Origin of the sequence: Okeania sp. SIO3I5 (genome assembly GCF_010672085.1) — a bacterium.
GTDB lineage: Bacteria > Cyanobacteriota > Cyanobacteriia > Cyanobacteriales > Microcoleaceae > Trichodesmium.
The window spans coordinates 1-25,426 of sequence record NZ_JAAHHT010000136.1 but is presented as its reverse complement, the minus strand read 5'-3'; the positions used below and the strand labels follow the sequence as shown (position 1 = coordinate 25,426).

The window sequence follows — 25,426 nt, the reverse complement described above, 5'->3', positions numbered from 1 at the left end:
ACTTCCCACACTTCCCACACTTCCCACACTTCCCACACTTCCCACACTTCCCACACTTCCCACACTTCCCACACTTCCCACACTTCCCACACTTCCCACACTTCCCACACTTCCTTGACGCACTACCGAAAAATCTACACTTACGGTAGTGAATTTTTAGCGCTCCGACGAGTTCGGCGAATTCTTCGCTGTTGTTCCAAAGGATTTTTAATTTCCTGGCCGTGATGGATTAAAACCATTCCAAACTTCTTCAACTTTGGGTTACCAAAGCCAAGCCTGTTTGTTTGGAACTAGGGTCAATTTTTAATTGATAATTGATAGTTGATAATTAGAGATAGTTTTCATTATCCATTATTAAATAGAAGGCAGAACTGGCTTCCCATGGCGACGTATTGTGACCAAAAAATGTTTACTTGAAAAAAGTGGGCTGGATTAACCATTTAAAAGTAAATAAGCGTTTTGATTAGATTTGTGGTTATACTATTTCTCTGTAACAATGCGCTTAATAATTATTACCCGAACCTGAATTTTACTGATAGTTTTATATCTTTTACTAAGCGCAACTTCATGGAGAAATTGTATTAGTCTATAACTTAGTAATATTATTAAATTTAACAAGTATTTAGTCTGAGGAAAATAATAGTGAGTCAGGAAGAAATATTAACATTAGCAAAACAAGGAGACCCTGCAGCAATCACGTTTCTCATTAACCAAGCATTAAGCAATATAGGAGTTAAAGCTAGGGCTAATATTCAGACAAACAATCTGCATCTTTTACTAGAAGCCTCTGAAATACCAGCTCGGGAAACTTGTATTAGAGTAATTTATCAAGGAATGAAAGCTCTCAAAGTACCATCAATTGATTTTGTGAATATTTATGGGCGAAGATTAGGTCATACAATTCCTGAGTGGACAGAAGTAATTGAATTACATGAACCTAGAATATACCATCCAGCAGGAGTAGGAACAATTTGGTGGCAACCAGAAAATACAAACTATTCCCAAAAATCTTCTACACTGACTCTACCTTACTTATCTAAAAAAGCAACTTCAGATAATTCAGAAATAATTCAGATAAAGCCACAAAAGGAAGTAGATAATTCTGTTATTTCTCTCAATCAATCTGCTATAAAAAAAAGCAATTCTGCCAGAACAGAAAAATTATTTTCTCCCCACAATGTTCAGAGGCAATCTTCAGATAAAAAGAATAAATTTATTTGGCTATTAGCAAGTGCGATTAGTATAGCATTAGTTCCCATATCCACTGTGATTGTTAAGTCTCAAACTGACAGGCTAAATACTATTATTTCAAATATTTATCCACCAGCAAAAATATCTGAATCAAATACTTCAGTAGCAGAATTTAGTCAGTCAGTTCCTGGAACTATTCCTACTCCTCAAACTATACTAAATCCTCAAGTCACAGCTACTCAAAATCAACTTGATTTATCAGAGGTTTCTGAGTTTCTTTTATCATCAATTAAATCTCCGATAAATCCTGATACTAGAATCACTATTAAAGCAGTGGGTGATATTATTCCAGGTACTAATTATCCGAAAAATAAATTACACCCAAGAAAACAAGAGTTATTTGCATCAGTAAAACCACTTTTACAAGATGCGGATATTGTATTTGGTAATTTTGAAAGTACCTTAACAAGTTACCCAAGGAGTCGCAAAAGAATGGGTAGTGGTCGGGTATTTGCTTTTAGAACACCACCGGATTATAAGCATTTATTAAAAGATGCTGGTTTTAATGTATTGAGTGTGGCGAATAATCATTCTTTTGATTTTTTCAAGCAAGGTTTTGAGGAGACAATTGCAAATATTGAAAGTTTAGGAATGCAGGCAGTTGGTAAAAAAGGAGAAATTGTTTATCGGAAAGTTAAAGGGGTGAATATAGCGTTTATTGCTTTTAGTAATTATAGTTATCATAATTCTATGCTTGATTTAGATTCTGCTAAGAAACTTGTGCAGGAAGCAGATGAAAAGGCGGATATTGTTGTTATTTCTGTTCATGCTGGTGCGGAGGGAAGTGGAGCTTTAAGGGTTAAGAATAAAACTGAATATTTTTTTGGTGAAAATCGAGGTAATAAGGTTTTATTTGCTCATAAGTTAATAGATGAAGGTGCCGATTTAATTTTAGGTCACGGTCCTCATGTACCTAGAGCAATGGAAGTTTATCGAGGAAAGTTAATTGCTTATTCTTTGGGAAATTTTATGGGTTATCGCACTTTGTCTAGTAAAGGAAAGTTGGGATATTCTTTGGTTTTAGAGTTAGATGTTAATCCTAGAGGAGATTTTGTTTCTGGGAAAATTTGGCCTGTTCATTTGAATAGTAAAGGGGTTCCTTATCCTGATAATTTTGGTCGAAGTATTAAGTTAATTCGGGAGTTAACAAAGAAAGATTTTCCGAAGACAATGTTGGAAATTGATGGTGAAGGGAAATTAAAGGTTAAAAGTTAAAAGTTAAAAATTGAGACAATAATTGCATATAAAATTTTTGGTCAAGTCTTTTCTGGTTTTTTGAGGAAAAATTTGTCGGAGGCGGTTTGTAGGGATTTGGTTTCTAATCACTTTTCTATTTCTGATTTATCTTTGTTGCGCTATACGCAATAGGAATTTTTGCTCAGAGAAACTAAGTCTAGAGGTGATTGAATCAAATTTGGATTTTTGATTTGTCTCTGTTGCGCTATACGCAATAGGAATTTTTGCTCAGAGAAACTAAGTCTAGGGGTGATTGAATCAAATTTGGATTTTTGATTTGTCTCTGTTGCGCTATACGCAATAAAAATTTTTGCTCAGAGAAACTAAGTCTAGGGGTGATTGAATCAAATTTGGATTTTTGATTTGTCTCTGTTGCGCTATACGCAATAAAAATTTTTGGTTAGTATTTTCTGGTTCCTGGAAAAGTTAGTTAGAGGTGTGGGAAAGGGTAGTCGAAAATTTCTCTTTCTGATTTATCTCTATTGCGTATAGAGCAATAAGAATTTTTGCTGACTAAATTTATGATTTCTGGGAAATTTATCGGAACGTTTTGGAAAGAGGGTTTTGGAGACCAAACCCCTAAATTTCCATTTCCTGAATAATTTTCATAGTTTCCACACTAACGGTACAAACTTTTTTTAGTAGGTCAATGACAGTTTCTTTATAGTCAGCAAAACGATAGTTATTGAATTTTTCAGCGATGGTTTTGTCTCTGGGTTTTTTCTCTTTGTATTGATCTAACACCCACTCCAAAGCACTCCGGTTTCCGAGTCGATATTCCCAGGCAATTTTGGGAATTTTTTCTAATGTTGTGATGGTGTCTATCAATATTTTGTCTTTGGTTTTGTCTGCTTTAAGTTTTGGTTGAGGAGTGGGAGAGTTGTCGGGAGTTGGTAAGTCGATACGAGTTAATGGAAAAGGTTTAATACCATTTCTCAAAAAGAATGCTATATATGATTGAGTGGGGAAGTGTGGGAGGTGTGGGAGGTGTGGGGAGAGGAAAAGTAGGAAAAATATATACTAACATACCTTTAATTGTCAAAAACAGACTTTAAATCTTGGTAAATATTTGATTTTTGAAGTGTCGCTGAAGTATAGCATTACTTTTGGTAATTGGTATAATAGTTTCATAGTTGATGTGTAAGTCGATTAATTTTTTTCCCCATTTTACCCACTGTTGAAAATTTTCATAGAAGGGAACGCGGGGAAATTCTCGTTTGAGATTTTGTTCGTATTTTTGTCGGTAGGTGGGGTGGTGCAAGACGGCGTAGGTGTAATGGAAAATATCGAGTTTTTTGATTTTTTTGTTGTTGTAATAAGTTTGGAATTTTTCGAGACTCCAGTCGGTAATATTGTCTTGGCGATTTCCATTTTCGTCGTAATAGTAGAGAGTTAATATTTGAGAAAGTCTTGAACCAATTCCATTATCGCAAATACAATTCGTAGCTATAACAACAAAAGGAACTTGTTTATGAATTGTCAAACAAATTGCTACGTTATCTTTGCCAATAGGAAAAATTTGTTCCTGTTGATATAGTCTGTGTACGATAATTTTTGCCAGATAAAGATATTTTTTGGTAAACGGACGCCAAGTAGATGTAACTATAAAATCAGGATTAAACTCTAGGCTAGAATTTTTCAGTAAATGCTCTTCTAATTCAGAAGTCCACTTAATTTTTCTATCCACAAAATCATTAATTACTTTTTTGTTGTTTGATTTATTCCATCTAACTTTTTCTTGTTCATAAAAATCACAAAAAAACTGAACTTTTTTTGCTAGCTGCTGCCTATCGAAGTCGTATAACCATTCATCTCTACTTGTTACTATGCCTACAGAAAATATTTTAAATATAGCTGCTTCGTCTGTTTTGCTTTTAGTCGGAAATACTGTTTTGCTCCGCGACATGAAAAGCATAACTCTTCCGTAGGATTTTAACTAATAATTGATACCAAATACAGTTTAAAAAAGTACCTTTTTCAAATTCCTCTCTAACCATCTCCCCAAAAGGATACTTTATAAACCGTATTCAGTATAAATTTTTTTTTCACTTCCCTGCGTTGCCAATTTTACAGCCACCCTATCTTAGTAAAAGAAGGAAGATATATCATACCTAACTTCCCCACTGCTTATTCCCTTTTCTGATACCAATTCGCCAAAATAATGCTATACTTCCTCAAGACTTTAATGTAATAACATAAGGTTTCTCAAGTTACTGAGGTACAATTGTTTTTCTACTCCCTTACTCCCTTACTCCCCTACTTCCTACTCCCTATTTTCAAAATGATTAATCAAACAAATATAGAACGAACAGTTTTAAAGAATGGGATAGTTGTAATTACAACAGAAAATATGGTCGCTGATATTGTATCAGCAAAAATATTCTTGGGAATAGGTAGTCGCTATGAAGCCAAAAACCAATCAGGAATCTCCCATTTATTAGCAGCAGTTTTGACAAAAGGAACAGAAAAATTATCCTCTTTAGAAATTGCTCAAAAAATTGAATCAGTAGGAGCAAGATTAGGAAGCGATACAACAACAGATTATTTTTTGCTGAGTATAAAAACAGTATCAGAAGACTTTGATAATATCTTTCAATTATCAGGAGAAATAATCAGATATCCCTCCTTTCCAGAAACAGAAATTGAATTAGAAAAACGGATAACTATTCAAAGTATTCGTTCCCAACTAGAGCAACCTTTTACTGTTGCATTTTATCAATTACGAGAGATGATGTATCAAAACCATCCTTATGCTTTATCAACTTTAGGAACAGAAAATACAGTATCTCAAATCACCAGCAACGACATTCAAAAATTTCATAAAACTTACTTCCGTCCAGATAATATAGTTATATCTATAGTAGGTAAAATTAGTCATGCAAAAGCCATCACTTTAGTTGAACAAACTTATGGAGATTGGCAACCACCAATAACAACCCTACCAACTTTAAAATTACCAACAATAACTCCTCAACCTTTCACAGCAAAAAAAAATCAAGAAACTCAGCAATCTATCATTATGCTTGGATATTTAGCAGCAAAAGTTAATAGTTCTGACTACGCTCCTCTGAAATTACTTAATACTTATTTGGGAAATGGTTTATCAAGTCGTTTATTTGTAGAATTAAGAGAAAAAAGAGGTTTAGCTTATGATGTTTCAGCATTTTATCCTACCCGTCTCTATACCTCGAACTTTACAGTTTATATAGGTACAGCAGGAGAAAATACAGCGATCGCCGAGGCAGGATTAAAAGCAGAAATAGAACGTTTAGTTACTAACTTACTGAGCGAAGAAGAATTACAAATTTGTAAAAACAAATTATTAGGTCAGTATGCTTTAGGCAAACAAACAAACTCACAAATCGCTCAACTTTTAGGATGGTATGAAATCTTAAATTTAGGCATAGATTTTGATGCTAAGTTTCAGAAAAATCTAGCAAATGTAACCACAGAAGAAATACAAAAAGTTGCTAGTAAATACTTCATTAAACCTTACATTTCAATTGTTGGACAGGAAAAATAGTGACTAACAATTGAGAAAATAGTAGTTAAAAAAAGGTAACAGAAAAGGTAAACCTGTTAAAGCTCCTAAATTTAAATCCCGAAAGTCACGCGCCAACTGCTAGATTTAAAAAAGGTGGGTTTAAAGTATACCAAAACAAAGTTTACTTGAACTTTGATAAGGAATGATATCTAATTTGAATTTGGTATTACGCTTACCGAAAAATTGGGGTAGGTGCCTCGCCCACCAATCCGACAACTTTTTAATTGATCGAGTAAGAAGATATGAGTTATAGTATTTTTGTCGCGGGTGGGCAATCCGAGACATTAAATGGACGAGGAGGCAAGCATAACCGACTACCATCCCCTCTCGGAAGGGGCGCAAGAGGTATGGGAGCAGCACCTAATAAAACGTCAACCCACCGAAGTAGCTCAAGCTTCAGTAGGAATCTCCACGCCTAATAGCTGGGGAGGATGTCAAATAATTAATAGTACAACTTAAAATCAGAAACTTTGTGTGTCTAAATCAGAACGTAAAATTCTACTAGATTTTGAAAAACCTCTGGCAGAATTAGAAAACCGTATAAATCAGATTCGTGAATTAGCTAAAGATTATAGTAATGTAGATGTTTCCGAGCAAATTCATCAACTAGAAACAAAAGCAACTCAACTAAGGGAAGAAATTTTTAGCAGTCTTTCCCCTGTACAAAGACTACAGTTAGCCCGCCATCCCAGACGACCAAGTACTCTTGATTATATCCAGGCTATCGGTGATGAGTGGATAGAGTTACATGGTGACCGTGGTGGTAGTGATGACCCAGCAATAGTAGGAGGTTTGGCCAGAATAAATGGTAGACCTGTAGTAATTATTGGTCATCAAAAAGGACGAGATACAAAAGATAATGTAGCTCGTAATTTTGGTATGGCAACAGCCGGAGGATATCGAAAATCAATTAGATTTATGGAGCATGGCAATCGCTTTGGAATGCCAATTTTGACATTTATTGATACTCCTGGGGCATGGCCTGGTATAGAAGCCGAAAAATTAGGACAAGGAGAAGCGATCGCCTACAATCTACGACAAATGTTTCATTTGGACGTACCAATAATTTGTACAGTAATTGGAGAAGGTGGTTCAGGTGGAGCTTTAGGTGTGGGAGTAGGCGATCGGTTACTGATGCTAGAACATTCTATATATACAGTTGCTAGTCCGGAAGCTTGTGCGGCCATTCTTTGGAAAGATGCCAGTAAAGCTTCTCAAGCAGCGGAAGCTTTAAAGATAACTTCTTGGGATTTAAAAAAGATAGGGATTATTGATGATGTAGTTCCAGAACCACATGGTGGAGCTCATTCTAACCCTTTACAGGCAGCAGAAAATTTAAAAAAGGCCATAGTAAAAAGTCTAGATGATTTAAGCGAGTTCAGCAGTCAACAACGCCGAAAACAGCGTTATCAAAAATTCCGTTCTATGGGAGTATTTTTGGAAAAGTGACATACTGCCAAACTAACCTGCCAATATAATTTAAGCTCTGTTGCTTCCTTGCTTCAGAGTCCCAGTGTCTAATGCGACGTACTTGTGCTTCAAAGACAGGATGTTCCACTACCCTGTATTCGATTTTTCTGGCTTAAGTTTTTATGGCGACACATCACAATGTTGCTCGAGAAGACAAGAATGAATTATGTCTGACAAATTTGACAGCAAGAATAGACATAAATTAACCCTATCTGGCATTGTTGATTAATAAAATCAATAAGCGTACCAGCTCGTTCTTTAATATTTTAAGTCTGCTTTTGCCAGGGTTCTCCATGTTTATATAAATGATAATTTCATATTTCGATAAAGCTTGGCAACTTAAACTAAATCTTAGAGGATGTTTTTATCCCAGGATGATGTTGAAATTGATTAATAGTAGTTAATTGATATTATCCTGATTATGAATTATGTCCTCAATCGAGAAATTTAAAGATAAAACAGTTCATTAATGGATAATTGATCATGGATAATTACCTCTCCCTTTTAGGGCTATGCTTTATAAACATCTTTCTCTTTTCATAAAACTTGACAAAAAGAGTCAAGTGTGTATAACAGAGCGACCGCCCTAAATTGACAAAAAGAGTTAAGTGTGCATAAGTATGGGTGCGATCGCTAATTATCAAGATCGCCCTTCCTCTGCAACTACTCCATAGTACTGGTGAAAAATCATGCACCCCTCCAACACAAGCCCAAACAATCTAATCAGCACTAAGGAGCTAGCGAGCGTGATGTTCCAGGTCTTGACAAAAGCGCCAAGTTTCTGAAATATCATCCAATCGTCTTAGTCCACGCCAGAGAACTTTAACTCCTGGTTCACCATCTCCTTTTCGAGCTAAAAAGCCGCCTAATTGTCCAATCCAACGGACTACTTGTGAAAGAGTTGGTGGTTTTTGATAAGGATAAGTCTGTTTGTGTATTGTCGCATAAAGTGCTTGCCACTCATAAGATTCTAAAACCTCTTCACAACTAATATCAGGACAATGACGAGCCAAATAAGTCAGCCAGAGTAAACGCCAAGCAACTATACTGTAAGTTGCCAAGGCCATCTCTAATCGTAATCGTGTTTTCAATTGCAACTGCTCCAGATGACAACCACTTTTTAACACATAATGATAACGTTCAATCAGCCAACGATAACTGTACCATCGTACATATTGCTCTACATCAGAAATAGAATTAATTTCTAAGGTGGTCAATAGTAACCATTGAATCGGTTCCCATTCTGGTGGTGCTTCTTCTTCGGTGACTAAAATTGCCTGTAACTCTTGAGACTCTAATTGTTCTTTTTTACCTCGATTCTGAGGTGGTTGAATCGTCACAGTAGTATAACGAATACTTAAGGTAGCTCTTCTGGCTGCTCGACTGGGATTGCGTTTGACCTCTACTGTCATTTCACCTTGGATAGAAGCAGACTCTACTGCTGACCATAACTTCTTACCAGACTCTAAACACCTATTTTGGCTCGCTCGAATTAGAAACTCTGAGTCTGGGCGACGAGGACAAGCAAATAAATCATAAAAATCCCCTTCTCGGTCTGCAATTGTTACCACTTCTGTTGATACTGGGAGCAACTCTTCGCTTTTGGTTAAGGCATCCAGCCATCTTTGACTTTCTTTTTGTGCCGTCGCTTTTTTTTTCCGTTGTTCTGCTTTTCCTAATTCCTCTACTTCCCTTGCCCAAACATACTGGTCAAGTATGCCTAGTGGCAATCCTTTGTCGCTTACGCTCAAGACTGAATGTACTTTTAGTCCTCTGGCATATTTGCTGTCAAGATATCCGGCTCCCGATAGTGCTTTTTGCAATGCAATAGTTGAGTTCTGTGGTATCTTGTATGGCTAATACCACTTGCTGCTGAGAAATTCGCCTCTGTGTTGCCTCTATGTGTCCTTGTCTAATCATTGATGGTTTGATGTAGGGCGAATCCCAAAAATCATATGTGGCCTTTGTCGCTGCCCAGGTTCCACTTGCCGTTGGCACTGTCGCTTCCGGTGAGTTGCTTAAATTAGAGACAATTTCCATCAACCTCTTGGTTCTTCTTTTGTCTCCTAAGTCTGTTGTTTCTAACTCTTTCAATATCCATTTTTCCATATTTATGATTTTAGAGGCAAGAGGCGATTCCAGCCAAGATACACACTTGACTCTTTTTGTCAAGTTTTATGAAAAGAGAAAGATGTTTATAAAGCATAGCTTTTAGGGAGAGGATTGACTAAAAAGAAAAAATTTATTTGATCGACGAGAGATTGGGTATGGCTAGGTTTCTTCAGCATCTCTCGACAGCTTTTTCCTCTTTATTGAGGAGGCTTTAAAGGTGCATTATTTAATAATTAATTATTCGGTAAGAACTTGTTAAGGCTTAGAACTAATTTGAATAAATGAAAATAACCCTAGCATAATGGCAGTAAAGATGTCAACTCAACTCAATAACTATTTTTTTTCAATTAATTAAAGCAATCTTACAGCAAATTTCATATCAGTTAAGTAGACATAAGGCTGTCAATGTGTTTAGCAGGAAAGATATCTACTCTACTCCACAATAGTTTTATTTAAACCTCGACCAATAGGGTGAGGTCTGTTTATACCTCATAATATCTGCAATTTTCTGTAATTAGGTATTCACGACATACTTTCTGGCATAATTATTATAGAAGTATCCATGCCAAACGTTAATGACCAAGTATTTTGACAAGAGGGGTGTCTATATATTGTCACGTTATGTGACACTTTGTATCAGTTTTATAGAGCAGCGCAAATTATCCAGAACCATATCAGATTTAGGATAGGGAACATTCAGGATATTATTAGAAGGAAAAGCGGAAAAATATGGTCGTGATTTTAGAGTAATTTAGTAGTTGGGAGCCAGCATCTCAAGTTAGCTCAGATTGTGGGTTTAAAGATGGTAAGTTAGACCTTTCAGTTAGAGATTGGTTTTGTCCCAATTGTGGCGCCAAACATGACCATAATGAAAATGCAATAAATATATTAGTCACGGGCGGGCAGTCCGAGACATTAAATGGACGTGGAGGCAAGTGTAACCCAGCCCCATCCCCTCCCTGGAGGGGAGTAAGAGCGGCGGGTGCAGCAGTCGGTGAAACGTCAACCCACCGAAGAGCTTCGGCTCAGTAGGAATCCCCGCGCTGGCGCAGCCGAGGAGGATGTCAAAGCAGAGAAATTGAAAAACTCTCATAGTTAGTTATAGTTCATCGCTCATTAATAACTAAAACTAATTAGTACCAATGAACAAAGAACTATGATCTAAGCTAAATGGCCTAGCATAAGTTAGGTCAAGATATAACGTGCTTTTTTGAAATCCGATCCGAATCTATTATGACTCAAACTTTTTCCAACGGTTCCAATCCTAGCAACACACTAAGCACCAATGGTTTGAAAACTCCTGATGCAGGTGCAACAGGTAAAATTTCCTATAGACCTGACCGTAGCTCCTCATCCAATGGTCAATCAATTAGGCAACAACCTCCTGCTGAAGAGAGCAACGAGGCAATGATGGAGGCAGTACGGACAATGCTCCTATCAGTAGGAGAAGATCCTGAGCGGGAAGGATTACTTAAAACTCCTAAGCGGGTTGCAGAAGCAATGCGGTTCCTGACTGGTGGCTATAGTCAATCCCTGGAAGAAATTGTCAATGGTGCTATCTTTGATGAAGGTCATAACGAAATGGTTCTAGTTAGAGATATCAATCTTTTTAGTCTTTGTGAACATCATATGCTACCCTTTATGGGGAAAGCTCATGTAGCCTATATTCCTAATCAAAAAGTAGTAGGTCTCAGTAAACTAGCTAGGATTGTAGAAATGTACTCTCGTAGATTGCAAGTCCAGGAGCGACTAAATAGGCAAATTGCTGAGGCAATTCAAACAATTTTGGAACCAAAGGGTGTAGCAGTTGTAATTGAGGCTACTCATATGTGTATGGTAATGCGGGGGGTTCAAAAACCTGGTTCTTGGACTGTTACCAGTGCCATGCTTGGTGTTTTTGAAGAAGATCAGAAAACAAGAGAAGAATACCTAAGCTTAATTCGCCATCAACCTACATTCTTTTAAATAGCTATCAGCTTTTAGCATTCAGTTGTCAGCTTTTATAACTCTGGTTAAAATCCCCTGCTTCTATAAGCAGGATTTTTAGGAGGGGTTAAAATTCCCATCTTGAGGCTAAAAAAATAATTTGACTGATTGCTGAGTGCTGATTACTTTTTTAATAGGTAGCAATCGAATTTAATGGGAATAAGAAATAGAACAAGGAGTAAGGAATACAGAAGACAGGAGTCAGAATCAATTAGTGGCGGATATAAATCCCTCATTAATTGAATAGCAAATTTGATAATTTGGTGGAGTTATTAAACCTAATTAATACTCCTTTACTCTTTACTAGAAGCAAGCTACATCTACCAGTCGTAAAGAATTCCCCAAAGAAATTCTGACAATTTTTGAATTCAAAATTCACGCATTCAAAGTTCAAAAATTTCAGCTACTTCCTTAATTGAATAATTGTTTAATTAAGGGGCGTTGCTGAGTCAAGGTATGAAAATAAAAATTGAACAATCTGAAATAGTTGTTATTTAATAGTTTAGCAATTATCAAAAAATACAAATCATACCCACGCATCAGCAACGCCAATTAAGGATTCAAACCTCGTTATTGAAAACGAAAAATACAAAAAATATTTTCTTGATTTCAAGTTTTGAATTCAAAATTCACGCATTCAAAGTTCAAAAATTTGAGCTACTTCCTTATTCAAAATTCAAAGTTCAAAAGTTTGAGCTACTTCCTTAATTGAATAATTGTTTAATTAAGGATTCAAGCCTAGTTATTGAAAACGAAAAATACAAAAAATATTTTCTTGATTTTAAGCCTCTGACTTTAGGCAGAAATTATAATGAGCAAATTGATAATTTTGAATTTTGAATTGATTTGACTCCTGAATTCTTTATTAGTAACTTTTTTTATTTCCCACTTCTTTTATACAATTATTTATAGCAAATCAGGGTTGACAAGCTAAGATTCAAAGTAAACAACTTCGACAACAAAAATATACACATCAAGAGATTTCTGATATGGCTAAACCAATCAAATTTGGAACAGATGGCTGGCGCGGTGTTATAGCTGATGATTTTACTTTTGAAAGAGTTGCTTTAGTAGCTCCCATTGCAGCACAAATTTTAGAGAAAAATTATGCTGATTCTACTAATAATAGTAAAACAGTAATTGTCGGTCACGATCGGAGATTTATGGCTGAAGAATTTGCTCAGGTAGCTGCTGAAGCTGTTCAAAATGCAGGATTTGATGTTCTGTTAACGGATAGTTATGCTCCTACTCCTGCTTTTAGTTTGGCAGCATTTCAAAAACAAGCTCTTGGGGCAATTGTGATGACTGCTAGTCATAATCCAGGGAAATATTTAGGGTTAAAAGTTAAGGGTGCTTTTGGTGGTTCGGTGCCTCCTGAAATAACTAAACAAATAGAAGATTTATTAACAGTTGAATTTGAAAAAGATGGGGTTGAAAAAGGTAAAATAGAAAGTTTTAATCCTTGGCCTAGTTATTGTGAAGCTCTACAAAAAATGGTAGAGATTGACAAAATTAAGTCGGCGATTAATGAAGGAAAATTAAAAGTTTTTGCAGATGTAATGCACGGTGCTGCTGCTGGAGGTTTACAACAAATATTAGGTGTAGAAATTGCAGAGGTTAATGGTAATAGAGACCCTTTATTTGATGGTGGGGCGCCTGAACCTTTGCCTCGTTATTTAAGTAAACTTTTCAAGGAAATTAAAAGTTATCGAGCAGCAAATCAAGGAAGTTTAGCTATTGGGTTAGTGTTTGATGGAGATAGCGATCGCATTGCTGCTGTGGATGGTGAGGGGAATTTTTTGAGTTCTCAAATTTTAATTCCAATTTTGATTGAACATTTAACAACTAGACATGGGTTTAGTGGGGAGGTGGTTAAGACTATTAGTGGTTCTGATTTATTTCCGAAGGTGGCGGAGTTATACAAGATGTCGGTATTTGAAACTGCTATTGGTTATAAGTATATTGCTGACAGGATGTTGTCTACTCAGGTGCTTGTGGGTGGTGAAGAGTCTGGGGGTATTGGTTATGGTACTCATATTCCGGAGAGGGATGCTTTGTTGTCGGCGCTCTATTTGTTGGAAGCAGTTGTGATGTCTGGTGAAGATTTGAGTGTTATTTATCGCCAGTTGCAAGAAAAAACGGGTTTTAGTTCGGTTTATGATCGGATAGATTTGCCTTTGCCTAATATGGAGGTGCGAGGGCGACTTTTGGAGGAGTTAACAAATAATCCTGTGACTGAGGTTGCGGGAGAAAAAGTGGTTGATTGTTTGACTATAGATGGGTATAAGTTTCGGTTAGCTGATGGTAGGTGGTTATTGATTCGGTTTAGTGGTACTGAACCTGTTTTGCGACTTTATTGTGAAGCTGCGGATATGCAGAAAGTGAAGCAAACTTTGGAATGGGCGAAAAATTGGGCAAATAGTATTTAGGAGTCAGGAGGGATAGAAAGAATTTCGGTGGTGGTGTATAATAATGGTAGAGAGAGTGTGGGAGGTGTGGGAGGTGTGGGGAGTGTGGGAAGAAATAACAGAAAAAAATTAAAAAGTATATATTTTCACCATTACTATGCAGGACAACCAGAATTTATTCACTTTTATTAATAGCAATCCGCGCTTATATTGTAATATTTGATTGTAGGGGTTTGGTCTCCAAACCCCCCTACAAAAATGGGATGAAAAGACAAAACTTAGAATTTTTTGACGAATTATTTCATACTTTTACTTGCTAATTAAGCGGACATGATATTGTTATAAATTTGAAGATATAGATAAACCTATGCCACTAATAATATTTTTGCTGAAAAGCCCAAATATTCTTAAAGATAAAAACGAAAAATTGAGCTTTTGAGGAAAATTTTACTTAAATAAATAAGCATTTTTAGAATAGTGAGATAGGTTGATATGAGTATCCCTTAATTTTTATTCAATTATTCTGACTTTGATGCTAACTTTTTTAGCTTCAGCAACCAGAAAGCTGTTCAACAATTAATAATTAAAATTACCCCTTCTGTAATAGAAGGATTGCCTAAAAGGAATTTTTTTTCTTCTCTTGGTTGATTGGATATGGCGTTTTGCTGCGCGACATGAAAAGCGTTCGCGACTCTCCAAGAGCGGGAGACCTCGCTATCCCATCCTAACGGACTGCGAGCAAACAACCGCTTTTTTATCCATGAATGGAGAGGCTTTATACCTTAATTGTTCGGTAATTTGTTTGATCAAAAAAATGCTTTTACTTTTATCTTTCAAGACTTTTAGATTTAATCAGTAAGCCATAATTAATGTGGTGCTATATAAGTTCGTCTAAGATAAAAATTTATTGCTTAACTTATGAATAAAATTGCTGTTGCTTTAATTAACGGATATCAACAATATGTTTCTCCTAGAAAAGGTTTTTCTTGTGCTTATAGAATATTGTATGGTGATGAGTCTTGTTCCAATTACATTAAACGTATGTTTATAGAACAAGATTTTTCGGGAGCTATTGCAGCAGCAAATAAAAGGTTTAAAGCTTGCAAAGAAGCTAATCAAATTTTGAAGTTACAGGCAGTTAGTAATTCTGAAAATCAAGAAGATTTGAAAGCTCAAGAAAATTTGGTAAAAAATAAACCGCCTAAATTGAAATTAAAAGATAGGGATAAGAGAAAATCAAATTGTAGCAAGACTATAGAAAATATTGATTGTTGCACTTATGAAATATTGGAATGTGATAATTGTATTCCAGAATTAGAATGTGATGGTTGTATTCCAGAATTAGAATGTGGTAGTTGTGGTGGATAATTATCATGGATATTTTGAGCAAATATCCTGCATCAAATTGCTACAATTATGATATAGTAGGAAACAGATCAACTTAAAAATAAATTGATAGTCTATGTTTACTTACGAACAGGTACTAAATCAAGTATATAATCTTTCCTTTACAGATCAACAGAGATTACTAGAAGCATTACAAAAGATTCTCAATGATCGGGTAAAAGTAGTAGAAAATGATGCGAGTAATGATTATTTGCAAGTGCAAGAATGGCAGGTAGAGCATATTAAAGAAGGTTTACGCCAGGCAGATGCTAATGAATTTGCAAGTGATGAAGAAGTTGCTGCTACTTTAGCAAGGTGGCGACAATGAAGATAGTTTGGACTCGCCTCGCCTTGGAGGATCTCAACCATGCTTATGAGTACATTGCAACTAATAACCCTGATGCTGCCCTAGATACCATAGAGCGGATTGAAAATGCAATAAATAGATTGCTTCAGTATCCTGAGATGGGTAGACTAGGAAAGGTAGCGGGTACGAGAGAATTAGTTGTTATAGACACGCCGTTTATTGTGCCATATCGAGTTAGGGGCGATCGCCTAGAGATTTTAGCAGTTATTCATGGTGCTAGAAAGTGGCCAGAAGGTTTTTAAATTTTGGTGGGAGTAGCGTTGGCGGAGGATGGTGGCGGCAGCTATATCGCTCTTCTGTACAGAGGATTATTTTAATATTGGGAAAAGCTATTCAGTAGGGTGCATTACATTATCATTAACGCACCGCCCAAAATGTTTCGGTGCGCTTTCATGTTGCACAGCGATACACACCCTACAGAACTACAGAACTAATTTTTGATAGATTTCTGCTTATTATATAAACCCCAAAATAATGTAGTTATAAAAAATACAACTATAGCAATGGGAAATCCTATCAATACAAATAAGAGGAATAAAGTTAGCTGAAACCTACCTCTTTGACTGAATTTTAAGAATGATTTCAACCATCTTGGCAATGGTAAAGCATTTATTGTTACTCCACATTCTGCCATTATCTTCAGATATTTTTGAGAGGCAGTAATACATTGTTGAAATTTACCACATCTATAATAATACTGACTCAGACCAAATAATGTAATAGCTTCACCTCGGCGATCGCTTATCTCTCTAGCAATGTTTAAAGCTTTTTCAAAATGCTCTTTTGCTTGAGTTAAATTTCCTAATTCAACTTCAATTAAACCTAGATTTGTTAGAGCAGTTCCTTCTCCATTCAAATCACCTATTTCTATTGCTAATTCTAAACTTTGATCAAGATAAGTAATAGCTTCAGGGTATGTTTTGAGAAAGCGGTAAATAATACCAATATTGCCTAAAGCAGCTTTAATACTTTGGCGATCGCCTATTTCTTCTGCTATTTTTAATTGTTGTTCGTAATAACTCATTGCCACGTGGTAATCTTGCAGAGAAAAATAACTATTTCCCATACCTCCAAGTGCTATACATTCTTGATAGTAATTTGCATTTTCCCTAGCAATATCTAAACCTTTTGTTTGAAAATCAATTGCTTTTGAATAGTTACCTATACAATCATAAGCACTACCTAAGTTGATAAATATGCTACCTTCTTCCAGACTGTTATTTATTGTTTTATCAATTTTCAAAGCTTCGGATAAAATATCTATAGCTTTTTGATAATTTCCTATTTCCTGATAAGGAGAACTTAGATTTATTAGTATGTTTACTTGTTTTTCAGTCGGCAGATTTTCTTGAGCAATTACTAAACTTTGATGAAAGTAATTAATTGCGGATTCATATCTACCTGTAGAATAATAATATCGACCTAAGCCATTTGAACAAATACATTCCCACTCAGAATTTAATTTGTCGAAAAGTCGGTCAAAAATTTCTTTTTGTTGTTGATAGTAACCCCAAGTTCCTAATATATCCCGTAATTTTTCATTAGTAGGGGTATTGAGAGGAATATCAATAATTGTCGTAGCTCTTTGCCAATCTTCTGCTTGACACAAATGATAAAAAGCTTCTAAGTAACCCTTAACTATTTCTAAATTAGAAGCATTTGCATGGGGTTTATATTCTGTCAACCAATTAACAACTGCCCGATACTGAGTCCTTTTCCAACTTGGTTTGATTGACTTGATAGTTGCTGAGTCGAGACCTATTTTTTCTAAAACTAATTCAGGGGTTGGTGTAATATTATTCATTTCTATTTTCCTGATTTTTATTGATTTTTGTATGTTGTTTGATTTATATAAGATTTCTCCAGAACTTGAAAATCATAAAAACGATTGATATAGCTGGGCTTAAAATAGCTAAAGCAAAAACTGCTAAATATAAAAATCCTACTATTATTAAATCTATTAACTTTAATACTAATTTCAAAAAAACAGCTCTAATCATAATTAAAGCTAACCCTTGATAAGATTTGATGAGTAGTCGGCTATCTTTTTTTTGTTGATATACTTTAGTCAAACAAATTATTGCTAAGATTAAACCTTCAATACTTTTGTTTTTTTCAGCAATAAAAAAAATATTTTTACAATAATCTACAACTTTCACATAATCTTTCTTGGCTGTGTAAATTTCTCCTAAATTCAAAAGTATCAAATATCTCAAAAATAATACTGTTTCTTCCTGGGAAGATTGAAGTTTATTTACAAGGGATAAACTTTGTTTATAATTTTCTATAGCTTTGTCATAATTGCCTATTGCTTTCTCACCATCGCCCTGTGAATAATATATTTTTGCTAAGTCTCCTAATGCTAGATTTTCTATTGAAATATTATTTGTTTCTTTTGCCGTTACTAAAAGATTTTGAGATAATTCAATTGCTTTAGCATGATTTCCTAAGCGACGCTCAATTAATCCTAAATTTTCTATATTTCCAGTTTCTAACTGACTATCTTGAAGTTCTCTAGCTATAGCTAAACTTGACTGAGAAAATTCAATTGCTTGCTCATAATTTTTCAATTCACAATAAACAATTCCTAAATTACACTTAGCTCTTGCTTCGAGACTTAAATTTTGAATTTGTTTACCTATAGCTAATTGCTTTTGATAATAATCAATAGCTTGGTCATACTTTTGACTAACAGCATAAAAAGTTCCTATTCCTCCTAAAGCTCTTCCTTCTCTGTAGCTATCTTTAATTTTTCGGCTAATTTTTAAACTTTGCTGAAAGTAATTCCATGCTCGATCAAATTTTATCGCAGCATCAAAATTTCCCATCAAGTCTTTTCCTGCAGCAAAGTTTCCTTTAGATAGATAAGCACGACCGAGATTTCCTCTTACTTCTTCCTCTTCTTCAGGAGATTCAATTTTTTGAGCAATTCTCAAACTTTGTTTTAGGTATTTTATGGCTTGGTCAAAATTTACTAAGGCGATATTTGCTTTTCCTAAATTCGTTAATATAGTCGCTTTTGTTTGGAGATTTAGTTCGATAAAATTCAAAATTTGAGTGTAAATTTCAATTTGTATTTGATAATATCCCCAAGTGTAAAGTTGCTTGTGAAATTCTTGTTTTGTAGGAGTATTAAGACGAATAAAAATTAATTGACTTGCCCTATCCCAATCTTCTGCTTGACACAAATGATAAAAAGCTTCCAAATAACCCTTCACCTTTTCCAAATTAGAAGCATTTGCATGGGGTTTATATTCCGTTAACCAGTTAACAACTGCCCGATACTGAGTCCTTTTCCAACGTGGTTTAATTGACTTAATAGTTTCTGATTCGAGACTAATTTCTCTCAATACTAATTCGCCATTTGGTGTAATCTTTGTCATTGTTCTATTGATTCATTAATTGTTTTTTCAACTCTTGACACTCTTTTAATTGTGGCACTTTTACCATCCGTGTATCCGTGGCAAAATCCGTGTCTTGCCCTTTGAATTCTAGCACTCCTAATTCTGTGAAAATAGCGAACATCTCAATAAATAGCGATCGCTAATCTCAATATATTCTAATTCACAATCCGTGTATCCGTGGCAAAATCCGTGTCTTGCCCTTTGAATTCTAGCACTCCTAATTCTGTGAAAATAGCCAACGCCTCAATAAATAGCGATCGCTAATCTCAATATATTCTAATTCACAATCCGTGTATCCGTGGCCTAATCCGTGTCTAGCCGAATTCTAGCACTCCTAATTCTGTGAAAATAGCGAACATCTCAATAAATAGCGATCGCTAATCTCAATCTACTCTAATTCACAATCCGTGTATCCGTGGCCAAATCCGTGTCTAGCCGAATTCTAGCACTCCTAATTCTGTGAAAATAGCCAAAACCTCAATAAATAGCGATCGCTAATCTCAATCCACTCTAATTCACAATCCGTGTATCCGTGGCCTAATCCGTGTCTAGCCGAATTCTAGCACTCCTAATTCTGTGAAAATAGCCAAAACCTCAATAAATAGCGATCGCTAATCTCAATCTACTCTAATTCACCATCCGTACATCCGTGGCAAAATCCGTGTCTTGCCCTTTGAATTCTAGCACTCCTAATTCTGTGAAAATAGCCAACACCTCAATAAATAGCGATCGCTAATCTCAATATATTCTAATTCACAATCCGTGTATCCGTGGCAAAATCCCTGTCTAGCCGAATTCTAGCACTCCTAATTCTATGAAAATAGCCAACGCCTCAAGAAATAGCGATCGCTAATCTCAATCTACTCTAATTCACCATCCGTACATCCGTGGCCAAATCCGTGTCTTGCCCTTTGAATTCTAGCACTCCTAATTCTGTGAAAATAGCCAAAACCTCAATAAATAGCGATCGCTAATCTCAATATATTCTAATTCACAATCCGTGTATCCGTGGCCAAATCCGTGTCTTGCCCTTTGAATTCTAGCACTCCTAATTCTATGAAAATAGCCAACGCCTCAAGAAATAGCGATCGCTAATCTCAATCCACTCTAATTCACCATCCGTGTATCCGTGGCCAAATCCGTGTCTTGCCCTTTGAATTCTAGCACTCCTAATTCTGTGAAAATAGCGAACATCTCAAGAAATAGCGATCGCTAATCTCAATCTACTCTAATTCACAATCCGTGCATCCGTGGCAAAATCCGTGTCTTGCTCATACTCCTCCAATTTTTTATGGTGTTCCAGTGCGACACTACGAATTAAATTATGCTGCCTAACCAACACATCATCATTTTCCACAACCTCCTCAACCAAAAAGCGATCGCGCAAAATCTCCAAAGCTAAATCTGCTTCATCCTGATCACAATCCCAATCTTGCAAATGATTCAACCAAAACTTTTCTGTTACTGCACAACGATAAATCGAACCCTCGCATAATAACCGATAACTATTTATCGTATCCCGTTTCAGTCTGCCAAAAGTTTTTTCCAACCGCTCTCGCACATTTTTTCGGAGCTTGCGAGTATATCGATCCAAATTCCACTCGTCCTCAGCACCCTCCCTTATTCCCTGACTCTTAGCTTCAGCGATCGCCTTTTCTACCTCCTCTATTTCATAGCCGTATTTTTTCCAGTAAGCTACAACATTACCATCAAAAGGTTTAGCACCTATTTCCCCAGAAATTACACGCAACGCCAGAGGATGACCTTCATAAGCAGCACCGATACGTTGTAAATATTGGCGAGTCGATAAATCTGTATCTACCTCTAACCCAGTTTTCTCAAATAATTCCAACTGTTCCGAATCAGCTAAACCACCCAACGGTATGCAGTGCCAAAAATTTTTATAACGTTCTGGTATTTGATGGGGTAAATCTTGCGAAGTTAAAATTATTCGACTTTGACAAGACTCTGCTGCAAACAAACTCTCAAAAAATTTCCCCCACCATTCATCCCGGAAATTATTCCAACCTTCCTCCTCATTTCCCTCCATAATATTCTCCACAGAATCCATCAATATCAAATATTCATTATCCTGTAACCGCTTCACTAACCGATTTAATAATCTGCGGGTATCTCTGCGATCTTCCTCCTGGAGGCGATCGCCCCACATTTCCAACCAGCGACTCGCCACACTAGCAAAATCTGAAGTTTTGGCAGCAGGTTCAAAATTTTCTAGGTGAAACTGATTCCAATCTAGCTCTGATACTACTTTTTCAGCTAATGCCGTTTTCCCAATACCTGCAATGCCAACAATAATAGTAACCCGACAAGTATCTTGAATTTTTTCAGTTAATTCAGCAACTAATTTTTCTCGTCCTACCCAAGCATAATCATAAGCAAAAAAATCTTTTTTCTTACTTCGAGATAATGGGTTATTGTCTACTATTTCTTCCCAATTAACTCCAACAGTTTCGCAAATATTGATAAATACTTCTCGTTGAATTGCTATTCCTTGCCAAAACCGTTTTAGTGTTGCTTTGGAAGTTTTAGCCAATCCCCACCAGGCATTTTCAGCCTTATTCCAACCTTTCTTTTTTCTAGCCATATCAATAATTTTCAGACCTTTTTCTGATGCTGCAATAGTAGCTGCCATATTTATTTTTTCTACTGAATTTAGACATCTTTTACTTTATAACATTTATCCAAAATTCACTTGGCTCAGTTTTGACTCAATTTTTCTATCAGTGCCGATAATGAGACCAAAATGTAGCTTAATTCGACTCTAAAAACCTATTTATTTAACTGAGGATAGAAGTTGTAGAACATTAATATAAATTCAACAAAATGAACAACTTCTATGTCATTCCCGAAAATCAAATTATTGTTGACGAACTAATAGAAACTCAAAGATATTATGGCTATCTTCAATAATTAATAATTAACAATTAATAATTAATAATTACCTCTTCCTTTTAAGAAGAGGATTGGTTAAAAAGAAAATTTTTTTCTTCTCTTAGCCGAAAACGCCATCCCATCCTAACGGACTGCTCCGCTTGCCGACCGCTTTTTTCTCCTTGAAAGGAGAGGTTTTAAACCTTTATTTTTCGGTCAGGTATAGATTTATTACAGTATTTTAGAAGATAAACGCTCCCAAAATTTTACATTAGGAGACTGTTTAAAAATTGCATCTAAACTCGGATATAAATCTAGATGGGCGTGGCATTTATGGCGAGAAATTCGATTTGGTTTGGAGACCAAACCCCTACGATAAAATGTTACAAACTATTTATAATTTCTATATTCTCATCTTTTATTAAGTGCAACTTCATAGATAAATATAGCAATTTTCAAGAAACGTAAGGTACAGTTGTTTTTCTGATTTTCTATTCCCTAGTCCCTATTAATAGCAATTCTCAAGAAACGTGAAGTACAGTTGTTTTTCTGATTTTCTATTCCCTACTTCCAGAATTACTACTCCCTACTCCCTACTCCCTACTCCTTCTTAGGGGATATTGCGGTGATTTAGTTCGGTTATACCAACATAAATAATGGCTTAATACCGATACCCTAAGTATTAAGTAAGGTCTACTTCTATAAATATAGCCAATCAGAGAATATTAAAGCCTCTTTCATTAATGAATAATGGATAATGAATAATGGATAATGAATAATTGATAATTACTTCTCCCTTTTAGGGAGAGGATTGAGCAAAAGGAAAAAATTTATTATTTTCCCCTTAAGAAGATAATAAAGCTGAATTATTTAATTATTAATTATTCGGTAAAGGTCTGAATTTATTACTAAATAGATTAATAGATTAAAATTTATGGATTTTATTTTAAAAAAAAATGGAAAACTATATATTACCAACTTTAAGTGACATTTTTGTCCAAGAAAAGTCAAACAATGATTTGTCTGCAATAGAAATAGAACTAGCAAGGGAAAATCTTTCTCCTTCGATAATACAGAGAAATCAAGATTTATATTTAAAGGCTCAAAAGGAATGGTACAGTGCCATTGCTACGATTAATCAACTACTAGAAAATTCCGTAAAAATCTCAGATTCTCAAGATTTAAAAAATCAAGAGATAACAAAAACTCATAAAGACAAAAAAATCAAAAAAACTACTCTTGTACTAGAAAATTTGGAATCTCAAACCCAATCAAAATTCCCTACTTCTAATTCCTTACTTTCTAATCTCAAATCATATCGTGGATTAGTATTATCTAGTCCTACTCCTGTCTTAACAAATCCTGCTTTAACTAACAGTTTTTATACTTCAGTATTTACCAGTGAAATACCAGAATCTTTAGACTGGTTATCCATGCTGAGATGGCAAACCTTACCTTTATTACCAGCAGCAGACAGTATTAATTCCTTACCTACTGCAATACCAATATTACCTTTATCTACAAAAGACCCAATAACAAATGAACAGTTTTGTTTAGTTTTAACTGCAGAATTTAGTTTGATTATGGTCTTAGGAAAAAATCAAAAAAATGAACCAGCCTTCCTCTTTTCTTTTGACCCAGAAATAGTCAAAAAAGCATGGATTGTCTTGCAGAAACGAATAGTATTGCCAGAATATTTTCATTCCGAAAAATTTGATAAATATCAAAATTTTATTCATCAATATTCTCAACAATTAGCTAGATTAGATAATATTTTTGAGCAGTTTTCCCCCCTTGCTCCTGACTACAAAATAGTGATGGAATTTAGTCGTTTATTATTGTCTAACTTACCAATTGCAAATACTAAAAATGAAACATTAGAAATCAATATTTATAGCAAAAATAGAGAAAAAAAAGAAACTACTAAATCACGCAAATCTACTATTGATATTGAAAATTTTAAATCTCCTGATGTGGAATTATTACAAGCGATCGCTCATGAAGTCAAAACCCCTTTAGCAACAATTCAGACTTTAACTCGCCTTTTATTAAAACGTCCTAATCTAAACCAAGAAGTAATGAGAAAGCGTTTACAAATGATTGATGCTGAATGTACCTCTCAAATAGAACGTTTTAACCTAATTTTTAGAGCAGCAGAATTAGAAACTCAGCAACCCTTCAAACAACAACATCCATATCTACAATTAACAACTATTCCTCTAGCTCAAGTCTTTCAAAATAGTATTCCCCGTTGGCAACAAAAAGCAACTCAAAGAAATCATACTTTAAAAGTTATTTTACCTCCCAAAATGCCAACTGTTATTAGTGACCCTACCATCCTTGACCAAGTATTAGGAAATTTGATTGAAAATTTCTCCCGAAATTTACCCCCTAGCAGTCTTATACAAGTCGAAGTAATGTTAGCTGGTAATCAACTAAAATTACAACTTAAATCTGATTCTAATCTTGGTGAAAAAAGTCGCTCACCTTTCACCAGTTCCACAAAAACACCTTTGAAATCTATAGGTCCTTTATTAATGTTTCAACCAGAAACAGGTAGTCTGAGTTTAAATTTAAAAGTGACTAAAAATTTGTTTCAAGCAATAGGAGCAAAATTAGTAATTCGACAACGACCAACTAAAGGAGAAATAATGACTATTTTCTTCCCAGTTCAGTAGAAAAGTAGGGGAGTAGGGGAGTAGTAAAAATAATAATAATTAACATTAAGTAGACTAAAATTAACAAAAAATTGATTTTTATCGTGTTAATTACTTAATAACTGAAGTGTTTCCTAAGTTAAGCATTAATACATCTAAATTGGTATTAATGAGTAAGGTTTTAGCAAATAAGATATCTTCGTGTTTTGCCTTTTTTTGTAAAAAAAAATTGCTGAACCTTACTTGTTAGTTAATAACTGAAGTTTTGAGCAACGTCTTGCATTATGTTTGGGAATTGGTGTTACTTACTACATCAACAACTCTTGTCGACGCAAAAGTTGTTGATTTTTAAGGGTGTTGTCACCACTTTTAGACCTTGGTGTTATGTGGTCTTTTGACCTTAGGTCAGTCGAGCTAAAGGTTAGTCCAAATTTAGACGCATTTATTCTTTTGCCGTTTCAGGTGCGTTATGACTTTATTTCATTAAGCCTAGAATTACCGATTCTACTACTCCAAAGCGCTGCATCCCATTATACTACTCCAAAGCGCTGCATCCCACTTCTTCTATTGGCTATACCCCTTCCAAATCAACAACTCTTGTCGACGCAAAAGTTGTTGATTTTTAAGGGTGTTGTCACCACTTTTAGACCTTGGTGTTATGTGGTCTTTTGACCTTAGGTCAGTCGAGCTAAAGGTTAGTCCAAATTTAGACG

The 25,426-nt window shown here is 35.3% G+C and carries 16 protein-coding genes and 1 pseudogene; 10 read left to right on the top strand and 7 right to left on the bottom strand.

All coding sequences use genetic code 11. The features are described from left to right. Window positions 1–642 precede the first annotated feature (642 nt). Entirely contained in the window at window positions 643–2,466 is a 1,824-nt protein-coding gene (locus F6K40_RS25450) for a CapA family protein (protein WP_293139891.1), read from the top strand. Window positions 2,467–3,066: 600 nt separating this feature from the next. Here F6K40_RS25450 and F6K40_RS25445 read toward each other — a convergent pair. Beyond that, the gene (locus F6K40_RS25445; protein ID WP_293139890.1) at window positions 3,067–3,426 is read right to left on the bottom strand and encodes a type ISP restriction/modification enzyme; all 360 of its coding nucleotides are present in this window, start codon (window positions 3,424–3,426) and stop codon (window positions 3,067–3,069) included. A 112-nt stretch (window positions 3,427–3,538) separates the two neighbouring features. After that, window positions 3,539–4,393: a type ISP restriction/modification enzyme gene (locus F6K40_RS25440; RefSeq protein WP_293139889.1), complete on the bottom strand. Its 855-nt coding sequence runs from the start codon at window positions 4,391–4,393 to the stop codon at window positions 3,539–3,541. Window positions 4,394–4,768: 375 nt separating this feature from the next. On the opposite strand from F6K40_RS25440, the gene F6K40_RS25435 reads away from it, so the two are divergent. Then, on the top strand, window positions 4,769–6,010 hold the full coding sequence (locus F6K40_RS25435; RefSeq protein ID WP_293139888.1) for a M16 family metallopeptidase: 1,242 nt from the start codon (window positions 4,769–4,771) through the stop codon (window positions 6,008–6,010). 495 nt (window positions 6,011–6,505) lie between these two features. Further along, window positions 6,506–7,480: an acetyl-CoA carboxylase carboxyltransferase subunit alpha gene (locus F6K40_RS25430; protein WP_293139887.1), complete on the top strand. Its 975-nt coding sequence runs from the start codon at window positions 6,506–6,508 to the stop codon at window positions 7,478–7,480. Between the two features lie 758 nt (window positions 7,481–8,238). Here the strand turns inward: F6K40_RS25430 and F6K40_RS25425 are convergent. Continuing rightward, window positions 8,239–9,610 (bottom strand): annotated as a pseudogene (locus tag F6K40_RS25425) (IS4 family transposase). A 1,236-nt stretch (window positions 9,611–10,846) separates the two neighbouring features. On the opposite strand from F6K40_RS25425, the gene folE reads away from it, so the two are divergent. The 6 genes from folE (at window position 10,847) to F6K40_RS25395 (ending at window position 16,002) form a co-directional block, all read left to right on the top strand. Next, the gene (folE, locus tag F6K40_RS25420) at window positions 10,847–11,578 is read left to right on the top strand and encodes a GTP cyclohydrolase I FolE (RefSeq protein WP_293139886.1); all 732 of its coding nucleotides are present in this window, start codon (window positions 10,847–10,849) and stop codon (window positions 11,576–11,578) included. 1,010 nt (window positions 11,579–12,588) lie between these two features. Next, window positions 12,589–14,028, top strand: a complete 1,440-nt coding sequence (locus tag F6K40_RS25415; protein ID WP_293139885.1) for a phosphoglucomutase/phosphomannomutase family protein — start codon at window positions 12,589–12,591, stop codon at window positions 14,026–14,028. Between the two features lie 27 nt (window positions 14,029–14,055). Next, window positions 14,056–14,199: a hypothetical protein gene (locus tag F6K40_RS25410; RefSeq protein WP_293139884.1), complete on the top strand. Its 144-nt coding sequence runs from the start codon at window positions 14,056–14,058 to the stop codon at window positions 14,197–14,199. 726 nt (window positions 14,200–14,925) lie between these two features. Further along, window positions 14,926–15,375 (top strand): membrane protein insertion efficiency factor YidD, encoded by a 450-nt coding sequence (gene yidD / locus F6K40_RS25405; protein WP_293139883.1) that lies wholly within the window; start codon window positions 14,926–14,928, stop codon window positions 15,373–15,375. 94 nt (window positions 15,376–15,469) lie between these two features. Next, the gene (locus F6K40_RS25400) at window positions 15,470–15,721 is read left to right on the top strand and encodes a CopG family ribbon-helix-helix protein (RefSeq protein WP_293139882.1); all 252 of its coding nucleotides are present in this window, start codon (window positions 15,470–15,472) and stop codon (window positions 15,719–15,721) included. Continuing rightward, window positions 15,718–16,002: a type II toxin-antitoxin system RelE/ParE family toxin gene (locus F6K40_RS25395; protein WP_293139881.1), complete on the top strand. Its 285-nt coding sequence runs from the start codon at window positions 15,718–15,720 to the stop codon at window positions 16,000–16,002. The genes F6K40_RS25400 and F6K40_RS25395 overlap by 4 nt, the downstream gene beginning before the upstream one ends. A 188-nt stretch (window positions 16,003–16,190) precedes the next feature. Here F6K40_RS25395 and F6K40_RS25390 read toward each other — a convergent pair whose 3' ends face one another. The 4 genes from F6K40_RS25390 to F6K40_RS25375 all read right to left on the bottom strand — a co-directional run bounded on the left by F6K40_RS25390 (window position 16,191) and on the right by F6K40_RS25375 (window position 22,422). Next, the gene (locus F6K40_RS25390) at window positions 16,191–17,564 is read right to left on the bottom strand and encodes a tetratricopeptide repeat protein (protein WP_293139880.1); all 1,374 of its coding nucleotides are present in this window, start codon (window positions 17,562–17,564) and stop codon (window positions 16,191–16,193) included. Window positions 17,565–17,607: 43 nt separating this feature from the next. Beyond that, the gene (locus tag F6K40_RS25385; protein WP_293139879.1) at window positions 17,608–19,143 is read right to left on the bottom strand and encodes a tetratricopeptide repeat protein; all 1,536 of its coding nucleotides are present in this window, start codon (window positions 19,141–19,143) and stop codon (window positions 17,608–17,610) included. 1,249 nt (window positions 19,144–20,392) lie between these two features. Continuing rightward, window positions 20,393–21,817 (bottom strand): NB-ARC domain-containing protein, encoded by a 1,425-nt coding sequence (locus F6K40_RS25380; RefSeq protein ID WP_293139878.1) that lies wholly within the window; start codon window positions 21,815–21,817, stop codon window positions 20,393–20,395. 470 nt (window positions 21,818–22,287) lie between these two features. After that, entirely contained in the window at window positions 22,288–22,422 is a 135-nt protein-coding gene (locus tag F6K40_RS25375; protein WP_293139877.1) for a hypothetical protein, read from the bottom strand. A 590-nt stretch (window positions 22,423–23,012) separates the two neighbouring features. Here F6K40_RS25375 and F6K40_RS25370 point away from each other — a divergent pair. Continuing rightward, window positions 23,013–24,734, top strand: a complete 1,722-nt coding sequence (locus F6K40_RS25370; protein ID WP_293139876.1) for a sensor histidine kinase — start codon at window positions 23,013–23,015, stop codon at window positions 24,732–24,734. Window positions 24,735–25,426 lie beyond the last annotated feature (692 nt).

Excerpts from the sequence above, each read along its gene's own strand:
- F6K40_RS25440 (WP_293139889.1), bottom strand. The coding sequence starts at position 4,393 with ATGTCGCGGAGCAAAACAGTATTTCCGACTAAAAGCAAAACAGACGAA.
- F6K40_RS25435 (WP_293139888.1), top strand. The coding sequence starts at position 4,769 with ATGATTAATCAAACAAATATAGAACGAACAGTTTTAAAGAATGGGATA.
- folE (WP_293139886.1), top strand. The coding sequence starts at position 10,847 with ATGACTCAAACTTTTTCCAACGGTTCCAATCCTAGCAACACACTAAGC.
- F6K40_RS25415 (WP_293139885.1), top strand. The coding sequence starts at position 12,589 with ATGGCTAAACCAATCAAATTTGGAACAGATGGCTGGCGCGGTGTTATA.
- yidD (WP_293139883.1), top strand. The coding sequence starts at position 14,926 with ATGAATAAAATTGCTGTTGCTTTAATTAACGGATATCAACAATATGTT.
- F6K40_RS25400 (WP_293139882.1), top strand. The coding sequence starts at position 15,470 with ATGTTTACTTACGAACAGGTACTAAATCAAGTATATAATCTTTCCTTT.
- F6K40_RS25395 (WP_293139881.1), top strand. The coding sequence starts at position 15,718 with ATGAAGATAGTTTGGACTCGCCTCGCCTTGGAGGATCTCAACCATGCT.
- F6K40_RS25390 (WP_293139880.1), bottom strand. The coding sequence starts at position 17,564 with ATGAATAATATTACACCAACCCCTGAATTAGTTTTAGAAAAAATAGGT.
- F6K40_RS25385 (WP_293139879.1), bottom strand. The coding sequence starts at position 19,143 with ATGACAAAGATTACACCAAATGGCGAATTAGTATTGAGAGAAATTAGT.
- F6K40_RS25380 (WP_293139878.1), bottom strand. The coding sequence starts at position 21,817 with ATGGCAGCTACTATTGCAGCATCAGAAAAAGGTCTGAAAATTATTGAT.
- F6K40_RS25370 (WP_293139876.1), top strand. The coding sequence starts at position 23,013 with ATGGAAAACTATATATTACCAACTTTAAGTGACATTTTTGTCCAAGAA.